This is a genomic window from Streptomyces polyasparticus (assembly GCF_014493765.1).
Taxonomy (GTDB): Bacteria; Actinomycetota; Actinomycetes; order Streptomycetales; family Streptomycetaceae; genus Streptomyces; species Streptomyces polyasparticus.
The window spans coordinates 173,312-187,411 of record NZ_JACTVJ010000020.1 but is presented as its reverse complement, the minus strand read 5'-3'; the positions used below and the strand labels follow the sequence as shown (position 1 = coordinate 187,411).

Here is a 14,100-nt window from a genome sequence, read left to right as displayed (position 1 = left end):
CGCCCCGACCGGGCTTGCCTCCGGCGGCCGGACGTTTACGCCAGCGGCCCGGTGACCTTCTCCACCGCGGCGAGCAGGCCTCCATCCCGTACGAACGTCTCCGCGGCCGCCAGGTCGGGCGAGAGGAAGCGGTCCGGGCCCGGGCCCTCGACGCCCGCCGTGCGTGCCGCGGCAATGGCGGCGGCGGAGGCCGGGGCCGGGGTCAGGCCCGTGCGCAGCTCGATGGCGCGGGTGGACGCGTAGAGCTCGATGGCGATCACGCGCGCGAGGTTGCCCACGGCCGTACGGAGCTTGCGCGCCGCCGACCAGCCCATCGAGACGTGGTCCTCCTGCATCGCGGAGGAGGGGATCGAGTCCGCGGAGGCCGGGACCGCGAGTCGCTTCATCTCGCTGACCAGGGCGGCCTGCGTGTACTGGGCGATCATCAGGCCCGAGTCCACACCGGCGTCGTCCGCGAGGAACGGCGGCAGACCGTGCGAGCGGTTCTTGTCGAGCAGGCGGTCGGTGCGGCGCTCGGCGATGGACGCCAGGTCGGCCGCGGCGATGGCGAGGAAGTCCAGGACATACGCAACGGGGGCGCCGTGGAAGTTGCCGTTGGACTCCACGCGGCCGTCGGGCAGCACGACCGGGTTGTCGACCGCGGCGGCCAGCTCGCGCGAGGCGACCAGGGCCGCGTGCGTGAGGGTGTCGCGTCCCGCGCCCGCGACCTGCGGGGCGCAGCGCACCGAGTACGCGTCCTGGACGCGCGGCGCGTCGTCCTGGTGGTGGCCCGTGAGGCCCGAACCTTCCAGGACGGCAAGCATGTTGGCGGCCGCGGCGCCCTGGCCCGGGTGCGGGCGGATCGCGTGCAGCTCGGGGGCGAGCACCTTGTCCGTACCGAGCAGCGCTTCGAGCGAGAGCGCGGCCGTGATGTCGGCGCTCTTGTAGAGCTTCTCCAGGTCGTCGATGGCCATGAGCAGCATGCCGAGCATGCCGTCGGTGCCGTTGAGGAGAGCCAGGCCCTCCTTCTCGCGCAGCTCGACCGGGGTGATGCCGGCCTCGGCGAGCAGCTCGCCGGCGGGACGGACCGTGCCGTCGGGGCCCTCCGCGTCGCCCTCGCCCATCAGTGCGAGCGCGCAGTGGCTCAGGGGCGCCAGGTCGCCGGAGCAGCCGAGGGAGCCGTACTCGTGCACGACCGGGGTGATGCCCGCGTTCAGGAGGTCCGCCATGGTCTGCGCGACCTCGGGGCGTACGCCGGTGTGGCCCGAGCAGACGGTCTTCAGGCGCAGGAACATCAGCGCGCGCACCACCTCGCGCTCCACGCGCGGGCCCATGCCGGCGGCGTGCGAGCGGACGATGTTGCGCTGCAGCTGTGCGCGCAGCTCGGTGCTGATGTGGCGCGTGGCGAGCGCGCCGAAGCCGGTGGAGACGCCGTAGACCGGCTCGGGCTTCGCCGCGAGCGCGTCGACGATCTCGCGGGCCTTCGCGAGGGCGGTGACGGCTTCGGCGGACAGCTCGACGCGCGCGTTCCCGCGCGCCACGGCGATCACATCGGCGGGGGTCGTGCCGGACGTCCCGAGCACCACGGTGTGCATAGTCATATTCAGCACCCTACGGATTGAATCGGTTTGTGTCACGGGTGGGTTCGGGGTGGGGGGCTTACCGGGCGCGGGTGCGTGGCCGAGCGCGGGTGGGTGGCGCCTGCGGCGGGCCGGATTCCCCTACCCGCCCCTTCCCGGCTGTGACATTTTGCGGCTCCGCCGCGTGGGGGGCTTCGCCCCGGACCCCGCATCCGGGCTTCGCCCGGATCTGCTCAAGCGCCGCAGGGGCTGGGTGGGCTGAGATACCGTGAACGCACGTTAACCGGGAGGGCGGTCACCTTGACAGAGGCAGCAGTGCACGAAGAGCGGTACGGCGAGTTCGTGGCCGTACGCCGGCACGGACACGTGGCCGAGTTCGTACTCGACCGGCCCAAGGCCATGAACGCGGTCTCCAGCGCCATGGCGGCCTCCATCGGCGAGGCCTGCGCCGCCCTGGCCGCCGACCGCGACGCCCGCGTGGTCGTCCTCACGTCCTCGCACGAGCGGGCCTTCTGCGTCGGCGCCGACCTCAAGGAGCGCAACTCCTTCACCGACGCCGAGCTGCTCCGCCAGCGCCCCGTCGCCCGCGCCGCCTACACCGGCGTACTCGAACTGCCCATGCCCACCATCGCCGCCGTGCACGGCTTCGCCCTGGGCGGCGGATTCGAACTCGCCCTGTCCTGCGACCTGATCGTCGCCGACACCACCGCCGTGGTCGGCCTGCCCGAGGTCTCCGTCGGCGTCATCCCGGGCGGCGGCGGCACACAGCTCCTTCCGCGCCGCGTGGGCGCCGCACGGGCCGCCGAGCTGATCTTCTCGGCGCGACGTGTGGAGGCCGCGGAGGCGCGGGAGTCGGGTCTGGTCGACCAGCTCGTCGAAGCCGGACAGGACCGCACGGAAGCGCTCGCCCTCGCCGCCCGTATCGCCGCCAACTCGCCCGTCGGCCTGCGCGCCGCCAAGCGCGCGCTGCGGCTCGGGCACGGGCTCGACCTGCGGGCCGGCCTGGAGGTCGAGGACGCCGCCTGGCGCGGCGTGGCCTTCTCGGGCGACCGCGCCGAGGGCGTCGCGGCGTTCAACGAGAAGCGCAAGCCCGAGTGGCCGGGGGAGTAGGGCGGGCCTGAAGGCCCAATGAGTGGACCGGCCGCGCTCAGATCCCGACGACCCGCCGCTTGCTGAGCGCGAAGATCCCCACTCCGGAGATCAGGAAGGTCAGACCGCCCGCGAGGTACGGGGTCGTATCCGTCGACCCCGTCTCCGCGAGGCGTGGACCCGCGCCGGGCGCGGTGGCCGAGGTGACCGCGAGCTCCGGATTTCTGGAGCTCTCGGCCCTGTCGGCGGCCGTCTGCTCCTTGTGCTCCCCGCTGGCGGTCGCCGAAGGGACGAACCACAGTGCGCCGAGCAGGGACCCGGCGGCGGTGGCGGTGAGCAGTGAACGGCGTGCGGATGACACGGGGTCGATCCCCCTAGTGGTGCGGGAAGTTGGACCGTCTGACCGGATGCTAGTGAACCGGGCGGGTCGCGCGAAAGTGGAGGGTGGCTTTCGACTTACTCTCCGGGCATGAGCACCCCTGAGACATCCCGTTTCGTACGGCTACGCGTGGAACTCGTCCTCGAGGTCACCGACGAGGGCGCGCTGAGCGATGCCGCTCTGGACCGTATCGGCGAGGACGCGTACATGCCGGACGAGGAGCGCGCGCACGCCGAGTCCGCCGTACGCGAGGAGGCGGCCGAGGCGCTGGCCCATCTCGTCGATCCCTTCGATCTGGTGGCCGAGGTGCCGGGCGTCGAGTTGACGCAGGCCTCCTGGAGCAGCGAGGCCGTCGACCACGCACCCGACGACGCCGACTGGGACGAGGACGATCTCGACGGGGACCTCGGGCATGAGGACGCGGACCTCGGGTACGAGGGCGAGGATGACGAGTCCGCGTACGGCGGGTCCGCGTACGACGAGGACGACGATTCCGCGTACGGAGAGGAAGACGGCGTATACGGAGAGGAAGAGCCCGAAGGGTTCGAAGGGTTCGAAGAGGGCGAAGGGGACGAGGATCACACGCTCGCCCGGGGAGCGGCGCCGGTGGGCGCGTAACCTCGAAGCGGCGTAGGAACCCCGGCCCGGCGGACCCGTCGGGCCGGGGTTCTCTTCGTCAGCGTCGTCCCAGCTGGGGCGGCCGGTCGCGTGTCCTGGGCCACATCCGGTCCGCAAGTGGAACCGGTCGGCCTGGTACGCGTGTTGTAAGGGTGTGCGGGGTTTCACTCCGCGCGGGGACATACGGGGAATTTCGGGGCATCCGGGGATTCGGCGACGATGGAGAAGCGTGTGATGACGGTTAGCAAGCGGCGCAGGGGCCTCACGGCTGTGTCCGCACTGCTCGGCGGCGTCCTGGTGCTCTCGGCCTGCAGCAGCGGGGACGAGGGCACGAAGGGCAAGGAGAGCCAGCAGGAGAAGGCCGACGAGGCCGCCGCGAAGGACACCTCCGCCGCCCGAATATCCGTGACGCCGAAGAACGGCGAGAAGAACGCGTCGATCAACAACGCCGGCCAGGTCACCGTCAAGGACGGCACCCTGACCAGCGTCACCATGACGACGGGTGAGGGCGAGGAGGTCGCGGGCTCGCTCTCCGCCGACAAGAAGAGCTGGAAGCCGGACGAGCAGCTGGAGCGTGCGACCACCTACAAGGTGACCGTCGCCGCGAAGGACTCCGAGGGCCGCGAGGCGCACGAGAACTCCACGTTCACCACGGTCGCCCCCACCAACAGCTTCATCGGCAACTTCACGCCCGAGGACGGCTCCACCGTCGGTGTGGGCATGCCGGTCTCGATCAACTTCGACAAGGCGATCGAGAACAAGGCCGCTGTCCAGAAGGGCATCACCGTCACCTCCAGCAGCGGTCAGGAGGTCGTCGGCCACTGGTTCAACTCGCAGCGGATCGACTTCCGTCCCGAGGACTACTGGAAGGCCAACTCGACCGTCACGCTCGACCTGAAGCTCGACGGTGTCGAGGGCGCCGACGGCGTCTTCGGTGTGCAGCAGAAGTCGATCACGTTCAAGATCGGCCGCTCTCAGGTCTCCACGGTCGACGCCAAGACCAAGCAGATGACCGTCGAGCGCGACGGCAAGGTCATCAAGACCATCCCGATCTCCGCCGGTGCGCCCGACAACAAGACGTACGAAGGCCAGATGGTGATCTCCGAGAAGTTCAAGGAGACCCGGATGAACGGTGCGACGGTCGGCTTCACCGACGACGACGGCAAGGGCGAGTACGACATCAAGGACGTGCCGCACGCGATGCGTCTGTCGACCTCCGGCACCTTCATCCACGGCAACTACTGGGGCGCCAAGTCCATCTTCGGCTCGGTCAACACCAGCCACGGCTGCGTGGGCCTGTCCGACGCCAAGGGTGCGGACGACAAGGGCACCCCGGGTGCCTGGTTCTACGACAACTCGATGGTCGGGGACGTGGTGATCGTCAAGAACACCGGTGACAAGACCATCGCCCCGGACAACGGGCTCAACGGCTGGAACATGAGCTGGGCCGAATGGACGGCCGGCTCGCAGGCCTGATCCGTATCACCTGAACTCCCCGCGGGATCCCTCGGTGGCCCGCACCTCTCCCACTGACGAGAGGTGCGGGCCACCGTCCGTACGGGGCAAGGGATTTGAGCGGCGCAGGGCTTCTCATGGGTCTCTCACGCGCCCCTTATCCCGCCATCACGCGCCGTTCCTACCTTCAGCCGCATGTTCTTCACCTACTTGCGGCGTGAGCTGCGCCGTCGCAGAAAGGCGGCGCTCGTCGTCGCCTCCGGGCTCGCGCTCGGCATCGCTCTGGTCATCGTGGTCAACTCCGTCTCCGCGGGCATGAAGCAGGCCCAGGGCGAGGTCCTCGAGTCGCTCTACGGACTCGGTACGGACATGACCGTCACCAAGGCGCAGGAGGAGCCCGAGGAGGGCGCGGCGCCCCAGCGGCCGCGGTTCAAGTTCGACGCGAGCCAGGACGGCGCCGAGCAGTCCAACGACATGCTGATGGTGCAGGGCTTCGAGACCCTCAGCACCTCCACGGTCGACACGGTCGCCGAGCAGGACGGTGTCGCGGACGCGGTCGGCGGGCTCAGCCTGACCAGCATCACGGTGAGCGGCGACTTCAAGCCCGGCGAGATGAAGCCGGCCCAGCCCGCGCAGCCCGGCCAGAAGGGCGGCAGCGGCGAAGTCCGCGGCGGCGGCGCCGACTTCGGCGTCAACTCCTTCACCGTCTTCGGTACGGACGTCACCGAGCCGGACCTCGGCCCGCTGACCTCGTCGACACTGACGAAGGGCCGTACGTTCAAGGAGTCCGAGACCGACGCGAAGGTCGCGGTGCTCGACTCCGCGTACGCGAAGAAGGAAGACCTGAAGGTCGGCGGCGAACTCAAGATCAAGGGCAAGGAGTTCGAGATCGTCGGGATCGCCACGGCCGACAAGGGCCAGGCGGCAGCCAATGTCTACATCCCGCTGCGGCAGGCGCAGACGCTCGCCGACGCCAAGGACAAGATCACGACGGTGTACGTGAAGGCCGCGGACTCGCAGGCGATCGCGGCCGTCAAGGACGAGATCCAGAAGAACGTCCCCGACACCACCGTGACCACATCGGCCGATCTCGCCAAGACCGTCTCGGGTTCCCTGGACACGGCGGCCGACCTCGCCTCCAACGTGGGCAAGTGGCTCTCGTACGTGGTTCTCGCGGCGGCCTTCCTGGTGGCCGGCCTGCTGACCTCGTCGGCGGTGAGCCGGCGCGTGCGCGAGTTCGGCACGCTCAAGGCGCTCGGCTGGAAGTCGGGCCGCGTCACCCGCCAGGTCGTCGGTGAGGCCCTGGTCAACGGGCTGATCGGCGGAGCGCTCGGCATCGGTGTGGGACTCGCGGGCGCCTACGCGGTGACGGCCATCTCGCCGACGCTCACCGCCGAACTCGGCGGCGGCCTGATGGGCGGCGGTCCGGGCGGCGGCGGAGGCGGCGGGATCGCCGTGTCCGGGCCCGGCGGTGGCGGCGGCCCGCTGCGCGAGGCGGGCGAACGCACCCTCGACATCGCGCTCGGCGCCCCGGTCAGCCTCGCGACGATCGCCCTCGCGGCGGCTCTCGCCATCGGCGGCGGTCTGATCGCGGGCGCCTTCGGCGGCTGGCGCGCCGCACGGCTGCGGCCCGCGGACGCGCTGCGGCGCGTCGAGTAGCGGGCCACGTCCCCCACTTCGGTGCGCCGAGCAGCGCGCGCCATGTCCCCCACTTCGGCGCGCCGAATCCTCAACTTCCGTACGCCTGACGACAGTCCCAGGAGAAATCCACCATGTACCACCTCAGAGGCGTCACCAAGACCTATCGCCGCGGCAAAGCCACCGTCCAGGCCCTCGACGATGTCGACCTGACCATCGAGGACGGCGGCCGGCTGGTCATCCAGGGCCCCACCGGCGGCGGCAAGTCCACCCTCCTGCAGATGCTCGGCGGCCTCGACCGGCCGACCTCCGGCCAGGTCGAACTGGACGGCACCGATCTCGCCACGCTGCCCGAGGCACGCCTGACGCGGGTGCGCAGCGAGAACATCGGCTTCGTCTTCCAGTCCTTCAACCTCATCCCGACGCTCACCGCCCAGGAGAACGTCGAGACCGCTCTGGTCCCGCTCGGGCTGAAGGCGCGGGACCGCCGCGAACGGGCCGCGCAGGCCCTGGACTCGGTGGGCCTGGGGGAGCGGCTGAGCCATCTGCCGGGCGAGATGTCCGGCGGCCAGCAGCAACGCGTCGCGATCGCACGGGCGTTGGTCAAGCGCCCGAAGGTGCTGCTCGCCGACGAGCCCACCGGCAACCTCGACGAGTCGATGCGCGACGAGATCATGGAGCTGCTCGAAGGGCTGTGGAAGGAGCACGGTCTGACGTTCGTGATGGTCACGCACGACAGCGCGATCGCCAAGCGGGCGCCGCGCCTTGCGACCATCAGGAAGGGCCGTCTGACGGTGACGGAGAACGCCAGGGCCTGAGCCCACGGCACCTGCGCAACGGCCGGGATGACCCTCCGGCGTACCCGGAAAGAGACCTCCGGCACACCCGGAAAGAAAACTGACCGTGCACACACAACCGAACCCCCTCGGTGACCGTCATAGATGACGCGAAGCACTGACCAGGGGGGAAAAGTTGCGCAGATACGTCAAGAGAGCGGGCATATCCACGGTCGCCGTCGCGGCGGCCGTGGCGCTCGCGGGGGGAATGACCGCACCGGCGGCCACGGCGAAGCCGGCCGCGCAGAGTGCGGCGGCCGGCGCCGGGGCGAAGGCCGCGGAGCAGCGGGTCCAGCTGATCACCGGTGACCGGGTGGTCGTGGACGCCAAGGGCAAGGTCGTCCGGGTCGAGAAGGCCAAGGGCCGCGAGCACATCCCGGTCCGGATCCAGGGCTTCGACGGGCACACGTTCGTCGTGCCGCTGGACGCCGAGCGGCTGATCGCCGAGGGCAGGCTCGACCGCCGGCTCTTCGACATCACCGAGCTGACCAAGGCGGAGAACCGCAGGGCCCAGAAGAAGGGCCTCAAGGTGATCGTCGGCTACAAGGGCGCGGCCGCGGACGCCAGGTCCGAGGTGCGCGACGCGGGCGGCACACAGGTGCGCAGGGTCCTCAAGTCCCTGAACGCCGAGGCCGTGACGACGCCGAAGGACGACACCGCCGAGCTGTGGCAGGCGCTCACCGAGGAGCGCGGCGGCACCGTCACCACGACGTCCGGTGTCGCGAAGATCTGGCTGGACGGCGTGCGCAAGGCCAGCCTGGACCGCAGCGTCAAGCAGATCGGCGCCGACAAGGCCTGGGCGGCCGGCTACGACGGCAAGGGCGTGAAGATCGCCGTACTCGACACGGGCGTCGACGCCACGCACGCGGACCTCAAGGACCAGGTCGTCGCGGCGAAGAACTTCTCCACCTCGGCGGGCACGGACGACAAGTTCGGCCACGGCACGCACGTCGCGTCCATCGCGGCCGGTACGGGTGCCGCGTCGGGCGGCAAGTACAAGGGCGTCGCTCCCGGCGCCGACGTACTCAACGGCAAGGTCCTCAGCGACGACGGCTACGGCGACGACTCGGGCATCCTCGCCGGTATCGAGTGGGCCGTCGCCGAGGGCGCGGACGTGGTCAACATGAGCCTGGGCGGCCCGGATTCGCCCACGCTCGACGTGCTCGAAGCGGCCGTCAACAAGTACTCCGAGGAGAAGGGCGTCCTGTTCGCCATCGCGGCGGGCAACTCGGGCGAGGGCGGCGCGCAGACCGTCGGCTCCCCGGGCACCGCGGAGGCCGCGCTCACCGTCGGCGCCGTCGACCGCTCCGACAAGCTCGCCCCGTTCTCCAGCAGGGGCCCGCGCATCGGTGACGGCGGTCTGAAGCCGGACGTGACCGCGCCGGGCGTCGACATCATGGCCGCGGCGGCGAAGGACAGCCTGATCGGCAAGGAACCGGAAGTCCCGAAGACTCCCGACGGCAAGTACTTCGCCATCTCCGGTACGTCGATGGCGACTCCGCATGTCGCGGGCGCCGCGGCCCTGCTCAAGCAGCAGCACCCGGACTGGACGTACACCGAGCTCAAGAGCGTGCTCACCGGTTCGGCCAAGGCCGCCGCGTACACGCCGTTCCAGCAGGGCACCGGCCGTATCCAGGTCGACAAGGCGCTCACGCAGACCGTGTTCGCCAACCCGTCGCCCCTGCAGTTCGGCGTGGCCCAGTGGCCGCACACGGACGACCCGAAGCTGACCGAGAAGCTCACGTACAAGAACACGGGCGCCCAGGACATCACCCTGAAGCTCGCGGTCAAGGGGTACGACCCGAAGGGCCGGGCTGCCCCGGCGGGCTTCTTCACCCTCGGCGCCACCGAGGTCACGGTGCCCGCGGGCGGTACGGCCTCGGTCGACGTCAGCGCGGACACCAAGCTGGGCGGCGCGGTTCTCGGCTCGTACTCCGCGTACGTGACGGCGACCGGCGGCGGTCAGACGGTGCGCACGGCCGCGGCTGTGCACAACGAGATCGAGTCGTACGACCTGACCGTGCGGCACATCGGGCGCGACGGGCAGCCGGCCCCGGATCACGCCACGGAACTGTTCGGATACTCGAGCCTGGCCAAGGGCCAGTACCTCCGGCTCAGCGACAAGTCGGGCACGGTCAAGATCCGGCTGCCCAAGGGCAGTTACGTCGTGAACTCGCGGATCTACAAGGACCCGGTGGACTTCAAGGGCGGCGTGGACCTGCTGTTCATGCCGAAGCTCAGCCTCACCAAGAACACCTCGGTGACCCTCGACGCCCGCACCGCGAAGCCGCAGACCATCACGGTGCCGGACCCGGCGGCGAAGCCGCTGCACGCGGCCACCACGTACACCTTCGACGCCGGCGGCCTCGGCTGGTTCGACGGCCAGGACGCCGCCTCGTTCGCGGACATTCGCACCGCGCACCTCGGCGCCGAGACCACCGGTCTCGCGCAGGACTGGAGCGGCACCTGGACCAAGGGCGCCGCGACCCAGTACGACGTCGTCTTCGGCGGCGCCGTGAAGAAGCTGGGCTCGGGAGTCGTCAAGCGCTTCAAGTCCTCCGAGCTCGCCAAGGTCACCGTCGGTCTGGGCGCGTCCGTGCGCGGCAAGACCGCAGGGGTCGCCCCGTCCGCAGAGATCTCCGGGGGCGGCGCCAACTACCCGCCGCCGGTGCCCGTCCAGCAGAAGGCGCCGGGCAAGCGCACGCTGTATCTGTCCACGGTGAACAAGGCCAAGTGGTCGATGGCCGTGTTCCAGTTCGGCGGCGAGGTCGACGAGCAGGGCCTCCCGGTGCCTGAGGCCTACTACGACCTCGGCGGCGCACAGACTTTCACGGGCGGCAAGAGCTACTCGAAGACGTTCAACACCGGCGTCTTCGGCCCGAAGCTCAACTCGGAGTTCGGTGTGACCCGCACCGGCAACGAGATCTACACCAGCATCCCGGTCCTCGCGGACGGCAAGAACCACTACGGCGGGGCGCGTGAGGCCTCGGCGAAGACGACGCTGTACCGCAACGGCACGAAGATCGCCGAGAGCCGGAGCAGCCTCGACGGCGCCTTCTTCAAGGTTCCGTCCGGGGAGGCCTCGTACAAGATGGTCTCGTCCCTGAAGCGGGATCTGTCCGTGGGGCGGACGTCCAGCAAGGTCAACGTGACCTTCACCTTCAAGTCGAAGAAGGTCTCCGAGGCCAGGCTCCCGGTCTCGGTGGCCCGCTTCTCGCCGCCCGGTATCGCCCTGGACTCCACGGCGGCCGCGGGCAAGAAGGTGAAGATGCCGGTCACCGTGCAGGGCGCGGCCGCCGGCAAGAACCTCAAGTACCTGAAGGTGTACGTCAGTTACGACGCCGGCAAGACCTGGAAGCAGCTCACCGTCAAGAGCGGCAAGGTCGAGTTCAAGAACCCGGCCAAGGGCAAGTCCGTCGCCTTCCACGCGAAGATCGGCGACAAGAAGGGCAACACGACGGCGATGTCGGTCTACGACGCGTACTACGGCAAGTAGGCCAACCACCACTAAAGCAAGGTGAGTTGATCCGGCCCGCAGGGACCTTCGAGGTTCCTGCGGGCCGGATGCGTGACGTACGGTCCGGACATGAGCAGCCGGACTGTCGAGTACATCCGCTACACCATCCCCGCGGACGGGGCCGAGGCCTTCGTCGCCGCCTACGAGCGCGCCGCGGGCCCGCTCGCCGCATCGCCGCAATGCGTCGACTACGAACTGCGCCGCTGCGAGGAGGAGCCCGAGAGCTTCATCCTGCGCATCACCTGGACCTCCACGAGCGACCACACCGAGACCTTCCGCGCCTCCGCGGAATTCCGTTCGTTCTTCACCGAGATCAGCCCGTACGTGAAGCACATCGAGGAGATGCGGCACTACGCCCCGACCGGGGTGGCCGGGCAGGGCGCGGCCGTGCCCACGCTGTATGCCTGGGCCGGCGGCGAGAAGATCTTCGAGCGGCTCACCGACGCCTTCTACGCCCGGGTCGTCGCGGACGACCTGCTCGGCGGCCTGTTCAAGGACCTGCCGGCCGAGCACGCCCGGCATGTGGGCGCCTGGATCGCGGAGGTGTTCGGCGGTCCGAAGACCTACAGCGAACAGCTCGGCGGCCATCAGCACATGGCGTCCAAGCACCTGGGCAAGCACATCACCGAGGCGCAGCGCCGGCGCTGGGTGAACCTCATGCAGGACGCGGCCGACGAGGTCGGGCTGCCGACCGACGCCGAGTTCCGCTCGGCCTTCCTGGCCTACATCGAGTGGGGTACCAGGATGGCGATCTACTACTCCAACGACGTCTCCGACGAGGACTGCCCGCCCGTACAGCCGATGCCGTCCTGGGGGTGGGGGGTGCCGGGAGGGCCGTATCAGCCCTGATCCCTTACGTCAGGGCCGACCCCTTGCGTCAGCCCTGATCCTTCACGGAGGCGGACCGCTCGGCCGCCGCGTCCGTGCCCCAGCTGACGAGCAGGCGCAGCGCCTCGGCCGAGGGCGAGCCCGGCTCCGCGTGATACGTGGAGAGCGCCTGCTCACCGTCGTCGGCCAGCATCAGCGTCTCGTACGAGAGGGTCAGCTCGCCGACCAGCGGGTGGTGCAGGACCTTCGTGCCGTGGCCCTTGTCCTTGACGTCGTGCGCGGCCCACAGCCGCCGGAACTCCTCGCTCTTCACCGAGAGCTGCCCGACGAGCGCGGAGAGCTCCGGGTCGTCGGGGTGGCAGCCCGCGTCCATCCGCAGATAGCTGACGACATCGCTGGCCTTCTGCTCCGGATTCGCGAACAGCGCCTTGACCTGCGGATTGAGGAAGATCATCCGGGACCAGTTGCGGTCCTCGGGCGCCCAGGTCGCGAAGTCGCCGAAGAGCGCGGCCGCGGCCCGGTTCCAGGCCAGGATGTCGGTGCGCCGCCCCACGATGTACGCGGGCACGCCCTCCATCGCGTCGAGCAGCTGCTGCAGCGCGGGCCGCACCTGCTGCCGGGCGCCGCCGCGGCGCTTCTTCTTGTGCTGCCTGGGCTTGGTCAGATGCAGCAGATGCGCGTGCTCGGCGTCGGTGAGCCGCAGCGCCCGGGAGATCGCCTCCAGGATCTCCGTGGACACGTTCGCACCGTTGCCCTGCTCCAGGCGTGTGTAGTACGCCACCGAGACCCCGGCGAGCTGCGACAGCTCCTCGCGCCGCAGGCCCGGCACGCGCCGCCGGTGCCCGTAGTCCGGCAGGCCCACGTCGGAGGGCTTGATCCGGGCGCGGCGGGTGCGCAGGAACTCGCTCAGCTCCGCACGCCGGTCGAGGGCGGGTTCCTGGTCGGTCATGCCATCCAGTATCACTCCGCCGTACGCACGCACCCTGACCCTGCCAGTAGTAGGAACCCCGGACGTAGGCACAACAGTGGGCTGGGTAGCACCTTCCGGCTGCTGCACTCTCGTATCGAGCACAAAGATCGAGAACCCACCGAGGGGAACCCCCTGACCATGACCACCACCGTCGCCGCCTACGCCGCCCCCGCCGCCAACGCTCCCCTGGAGCGCACCACCATCGAGCGCCGCGCGGTGGGCGCGCACGACGTCATGATCGACATCAAGTTCGCGGGCATCTGCCACTCCGACATCCACCAGGCCCGCGACGGCTGGGGCGAGGGCATCTTCCCGATGGTCCCCGGCCACGAGATCGCCGGCATCGTCACCGAGGTCGGCCCCGAGGTCACCAAGTACAAGGTCGGCGACCGCGTCGGAGTCGGCTGCTTCGTGGACTCCTGCCGCGAGTGCGAGTACTGCCTGCGCGGCCAGGAGCAGTACTGCACGCAGGGCATGACCGGCACGTACAACGCGCTCGACAAGAACGGCGAGCCCACCTACGGCGGCTACTCCACGCACCTCGTCGTCGACGAGAACTACGCGGTCCGCATCCCCGAGGGCATCTCCCTCGACGTGGCCGCGCCCCTGCTGTGCGCGGGCATCACCCTCTACTCCCCGCTCAAGCACTGGAACGCGGGCCCCGGCAAGAAGGTCGCCATCGTCGGCCTCGGCGGTCTCGGCCACATGGGCGTCAAGATCGCGCACGCGCTCGGCGCCGAGGTGACCGTCCTGTCCCAGTCGCTGCGCAAGAAGGCGGACGGCGAGCGCCTGGGCGCCGACCACTACTACGCCACCAGCGACCCGGCGACCTTCGAGGAACTGGCCGGCACCTTCGACCTGATCGTCTCCACGGTCTCGGCCCCGCTGCCCCTCGACCAGTACCTGTCCCTCCTCAAGGTGGACGGCGTCTTCGCGAACGTCGGCGCCCCCGAGGAGCCCGTCTCCCTGAACCTCTTCTCGGTCATCGGCGGCCGCAAGACCCTCGCGGGCTCGATGATCGGCGGCATCGCGGAGACCCAGGAGATGCTGGACTTCTGCGCGGAGCACGGCTTCGGCGCGGAGATCGAGGTCATCCCGGCGGAGCAGATCAACGAGGCGTACGAGCGCGTCCTCGCCTCGGACGTCCGCTACCGCTTCGTGATCGACACGTCGACGATCTGAGGGTCTTCGGCTGTATGTGCGTGACGGCC

The 14,100-nt window shown here is 69.9% G+C and carries 11 protein-coding genes; 8 read left to right on the top strand and 3 right to left on the bottom strand.

From position 1 onward, the window contains the following. Positions 1-35: 35 nt before the first annotated feature. Positions 36-1,574 (bottom strand): histidine ammonia-lyase, encoded by a 1,539-nt coding sequence (gene hutH / locus H9Y04_RS34875; RefSeq protein ID WP_187818211.1) that lies wholly within the window; start codon positions 1,572-1,574, stop codon positions 36-38. A 300-nt stretch (positions 1,575-1,874) separates the two neighbouring features. Between hutH and H9Y04_RS34870 the strand changes: the two genes are divergently transcribed. Beyond that, positions 1,875-2,669 carry an enoyl-CoA hydratase/isomerase family protein gene (locus H9Y04_RS34870; protein WP_187818210.1) on the top strand — a complete coding sequence of 265 codons (795 nt, stop codon included), beginning with the start codon at positions 1,875-1,877 and terminating at the stop codon, positions 2,667-2,669. Positions 2,670-2,706: 37 nt separating this feature from the next. Here H9Y04_RS34870 and H9Y04_RS34865 read toward each other — a convergent pair whose 3' ends face one another. Further along, entirely contained in the window at positions 2,707-3,009 is a 303-nt protein-coding gene (locus H9Y04_RS34865; protein WP_187818157.1) for an LAETG motif-containing sortase-dependent surface protein, read from the bottom strand. 108 nt (positions 3,010-3,117) lie between these two features. Between H9Y04_RS34865 and H9Y04_RS47845 the strand changes: the two genes are divergently transcribed. The 6 genes from H9Y04_RS47845 to H9Y04_RS34835 all read left to right on the top strand — a co-directional run bounded on the left by H9Y04_RS47845 (position 3,118) and on the right by H9Y04_RS34835 (position 11,940). After that, positions 3,118-3,645 (top strand): hypothetical protein, encoded by a 528-nt coding sequence (locus tag H9Y04_RS47845; protein ID WP_306660206.1) that lies wholly within the window; start codon positions 3,118-3,120, stop codon positions 3,643-3,645. A gap of 219 nt (positions 3,646-3,864) precedes the next feature. Then, positions 3,865-5,121 (top strand): L,D-transpeptidase, encoded by a 1,257-nt coding sequence (locus tag H9Y04_RS34855; RefSeq protein WP_187818156.1) that lies wholly within the window; start codon positions 3,865-3,867, stop codon positions 5,119-5,121. A 174-nt stretch (positions 5,122-5,295) separates the two neighbouring features. Then, positions 5,296-6,759: an ABC transporter permease gene (locus H9Y04_RS34850; protein ID WP_187818155.1), complete on the top strand. Its 1,464-nt coding sequence runs from the start codon at positions 5,296-5,298 to the stop codon at positions 6,757-6,759. A gap of 113 nt (positions 6,760-6,872) precedes the next feature. Beyond that, a complete protein-coding gene (locus H9Y04_RS34845; RefSeq protein WP_187818154.1) occupies positions 6,873-7,556 on the top strand; it encodes an ABC transporter ATP-binding protein in 684 nt (227 codons plus the stop codon). A gap of 226 nt (positions 7,557-7,782) precedes the next feature. Further along, positions 7,783-11,070, top strand: coding sequence for a S8 family peptidase (locus H9Y04_RS34840; protein ID WP_187818209.1), 3,288 nt, complete (start codon positions 7,783-7,785; stop codon positions 11,068-11,070). A 90-nt stretch (positions 11,071-11,160) separates the two neighbouring features. Then, positions 11,161-11,940 carry a group II truncated hemoglobin gene (locus H9Y04_RS34835; protein ID WP_187818153.1) on the top strand — a complete coding sequence of 260 codons (780 nt, stop codon included), beginning with the start codon at positions 11,161-11,163 and terminating at the stop codon, positions 11,938-11,940. Positions 11,941-11,968: 28 nt separating this feature from the next. Here the strand turns inward: H9Y04_RS34835 and H9Y04_RS34830 are convergent, their stop codons facing one another. Further along, positions 11,969-12,868 (bottom strand): helix-turn-helix domain-containing protein, encoded by a 900-nt coding sequence (locus H9Y04_RS34830; RefSeq protein WP_187818152.1) that lies wholly within the window; start codon positions 12,866-12,868, stop codon positions 11,969-11,971. A gap of 159 nt (positions 12,869-13,027) precedes the next feature. Here H9Y04_RS34830 and H9Y04_RS34825 point away from each other — a divergent pair, with 159 nt between their 5' ends. Further along, entirely contained in the window at positions 13,028-14,071 is a 1,044-nt protein-coding gene (locus H9Y04_RS34825; RefSeq protein ID WP_187818151.1) for an NAD(P)-dependent alcohol dehydrogenase, read from the top strand. The last annotated feature ends 29 nt before the right edge of the window (positions 14,072-14,100 follow it).

Coding starts and splice junctions, on each gene's coding strand:
- hutH (WP_187818211.1), bottom strand. CDS start 1,574: ATGCACACCGTGGTGCTCGGGACGTCCGGCACGACCCCCGCCGATGTG.
- H9Y04_RS47845 (WP_306660206.1), top strand. CDS start 3,118: ATGAGCACCCCTGAGACATCCCGTTTCGTACGGCTACGCGTGGAACTC.
- H9Y04_RS34855 (WP_187818156.1), top strand. CDS start 3,865: ATGGAGAAGCGTGTGATGACGGTTAGCAAGCGGCGCAGGGGCCTCACG.
- H9Y04_RS34850 (WP_187818155.1), top strand. CDS start 5,296: ATGTTCTTCACCTACTTGCGGCGTGAGCTGCGCCGTCGCAGAAAGGCG.
- H9Y04_RS34845 (WP_187818154.1), top strand. CDS start 6,873: ATGTACCACCTCAGAGGCGTCACCAAGACCTATCGCCGCGGCAAAGCC.
- H9Y04_RS34840 (WP_187818209.1), top strand. CDS start 7,783: ATGACCGCACCGGCGGCCACGGCGAAGCCGGCCGCGCAGAGTGCGGCG.
- H9Y04_RS34835 (WP_187818153.1), top strand. CDS start 11,161: ATGAGCAGCCGGACTGTCGAGTACATCCGCTACACCATCCCCGCGGAC.
- H9Y04_RS34830 (WP_187818152.1), bottom strand. CDS start 12,868: ATGACCGACCAGGAACCCGCCCTCGACCGGCGTGCGGAGCTGAGCGAG.
- H9Y04_RS34825 (WP_187818151.1), top strand. CDS start 13,028: ATGACCACCACCGTCGCCGCCTACGCCGCCCCCGCCGCCAACGCTCCC.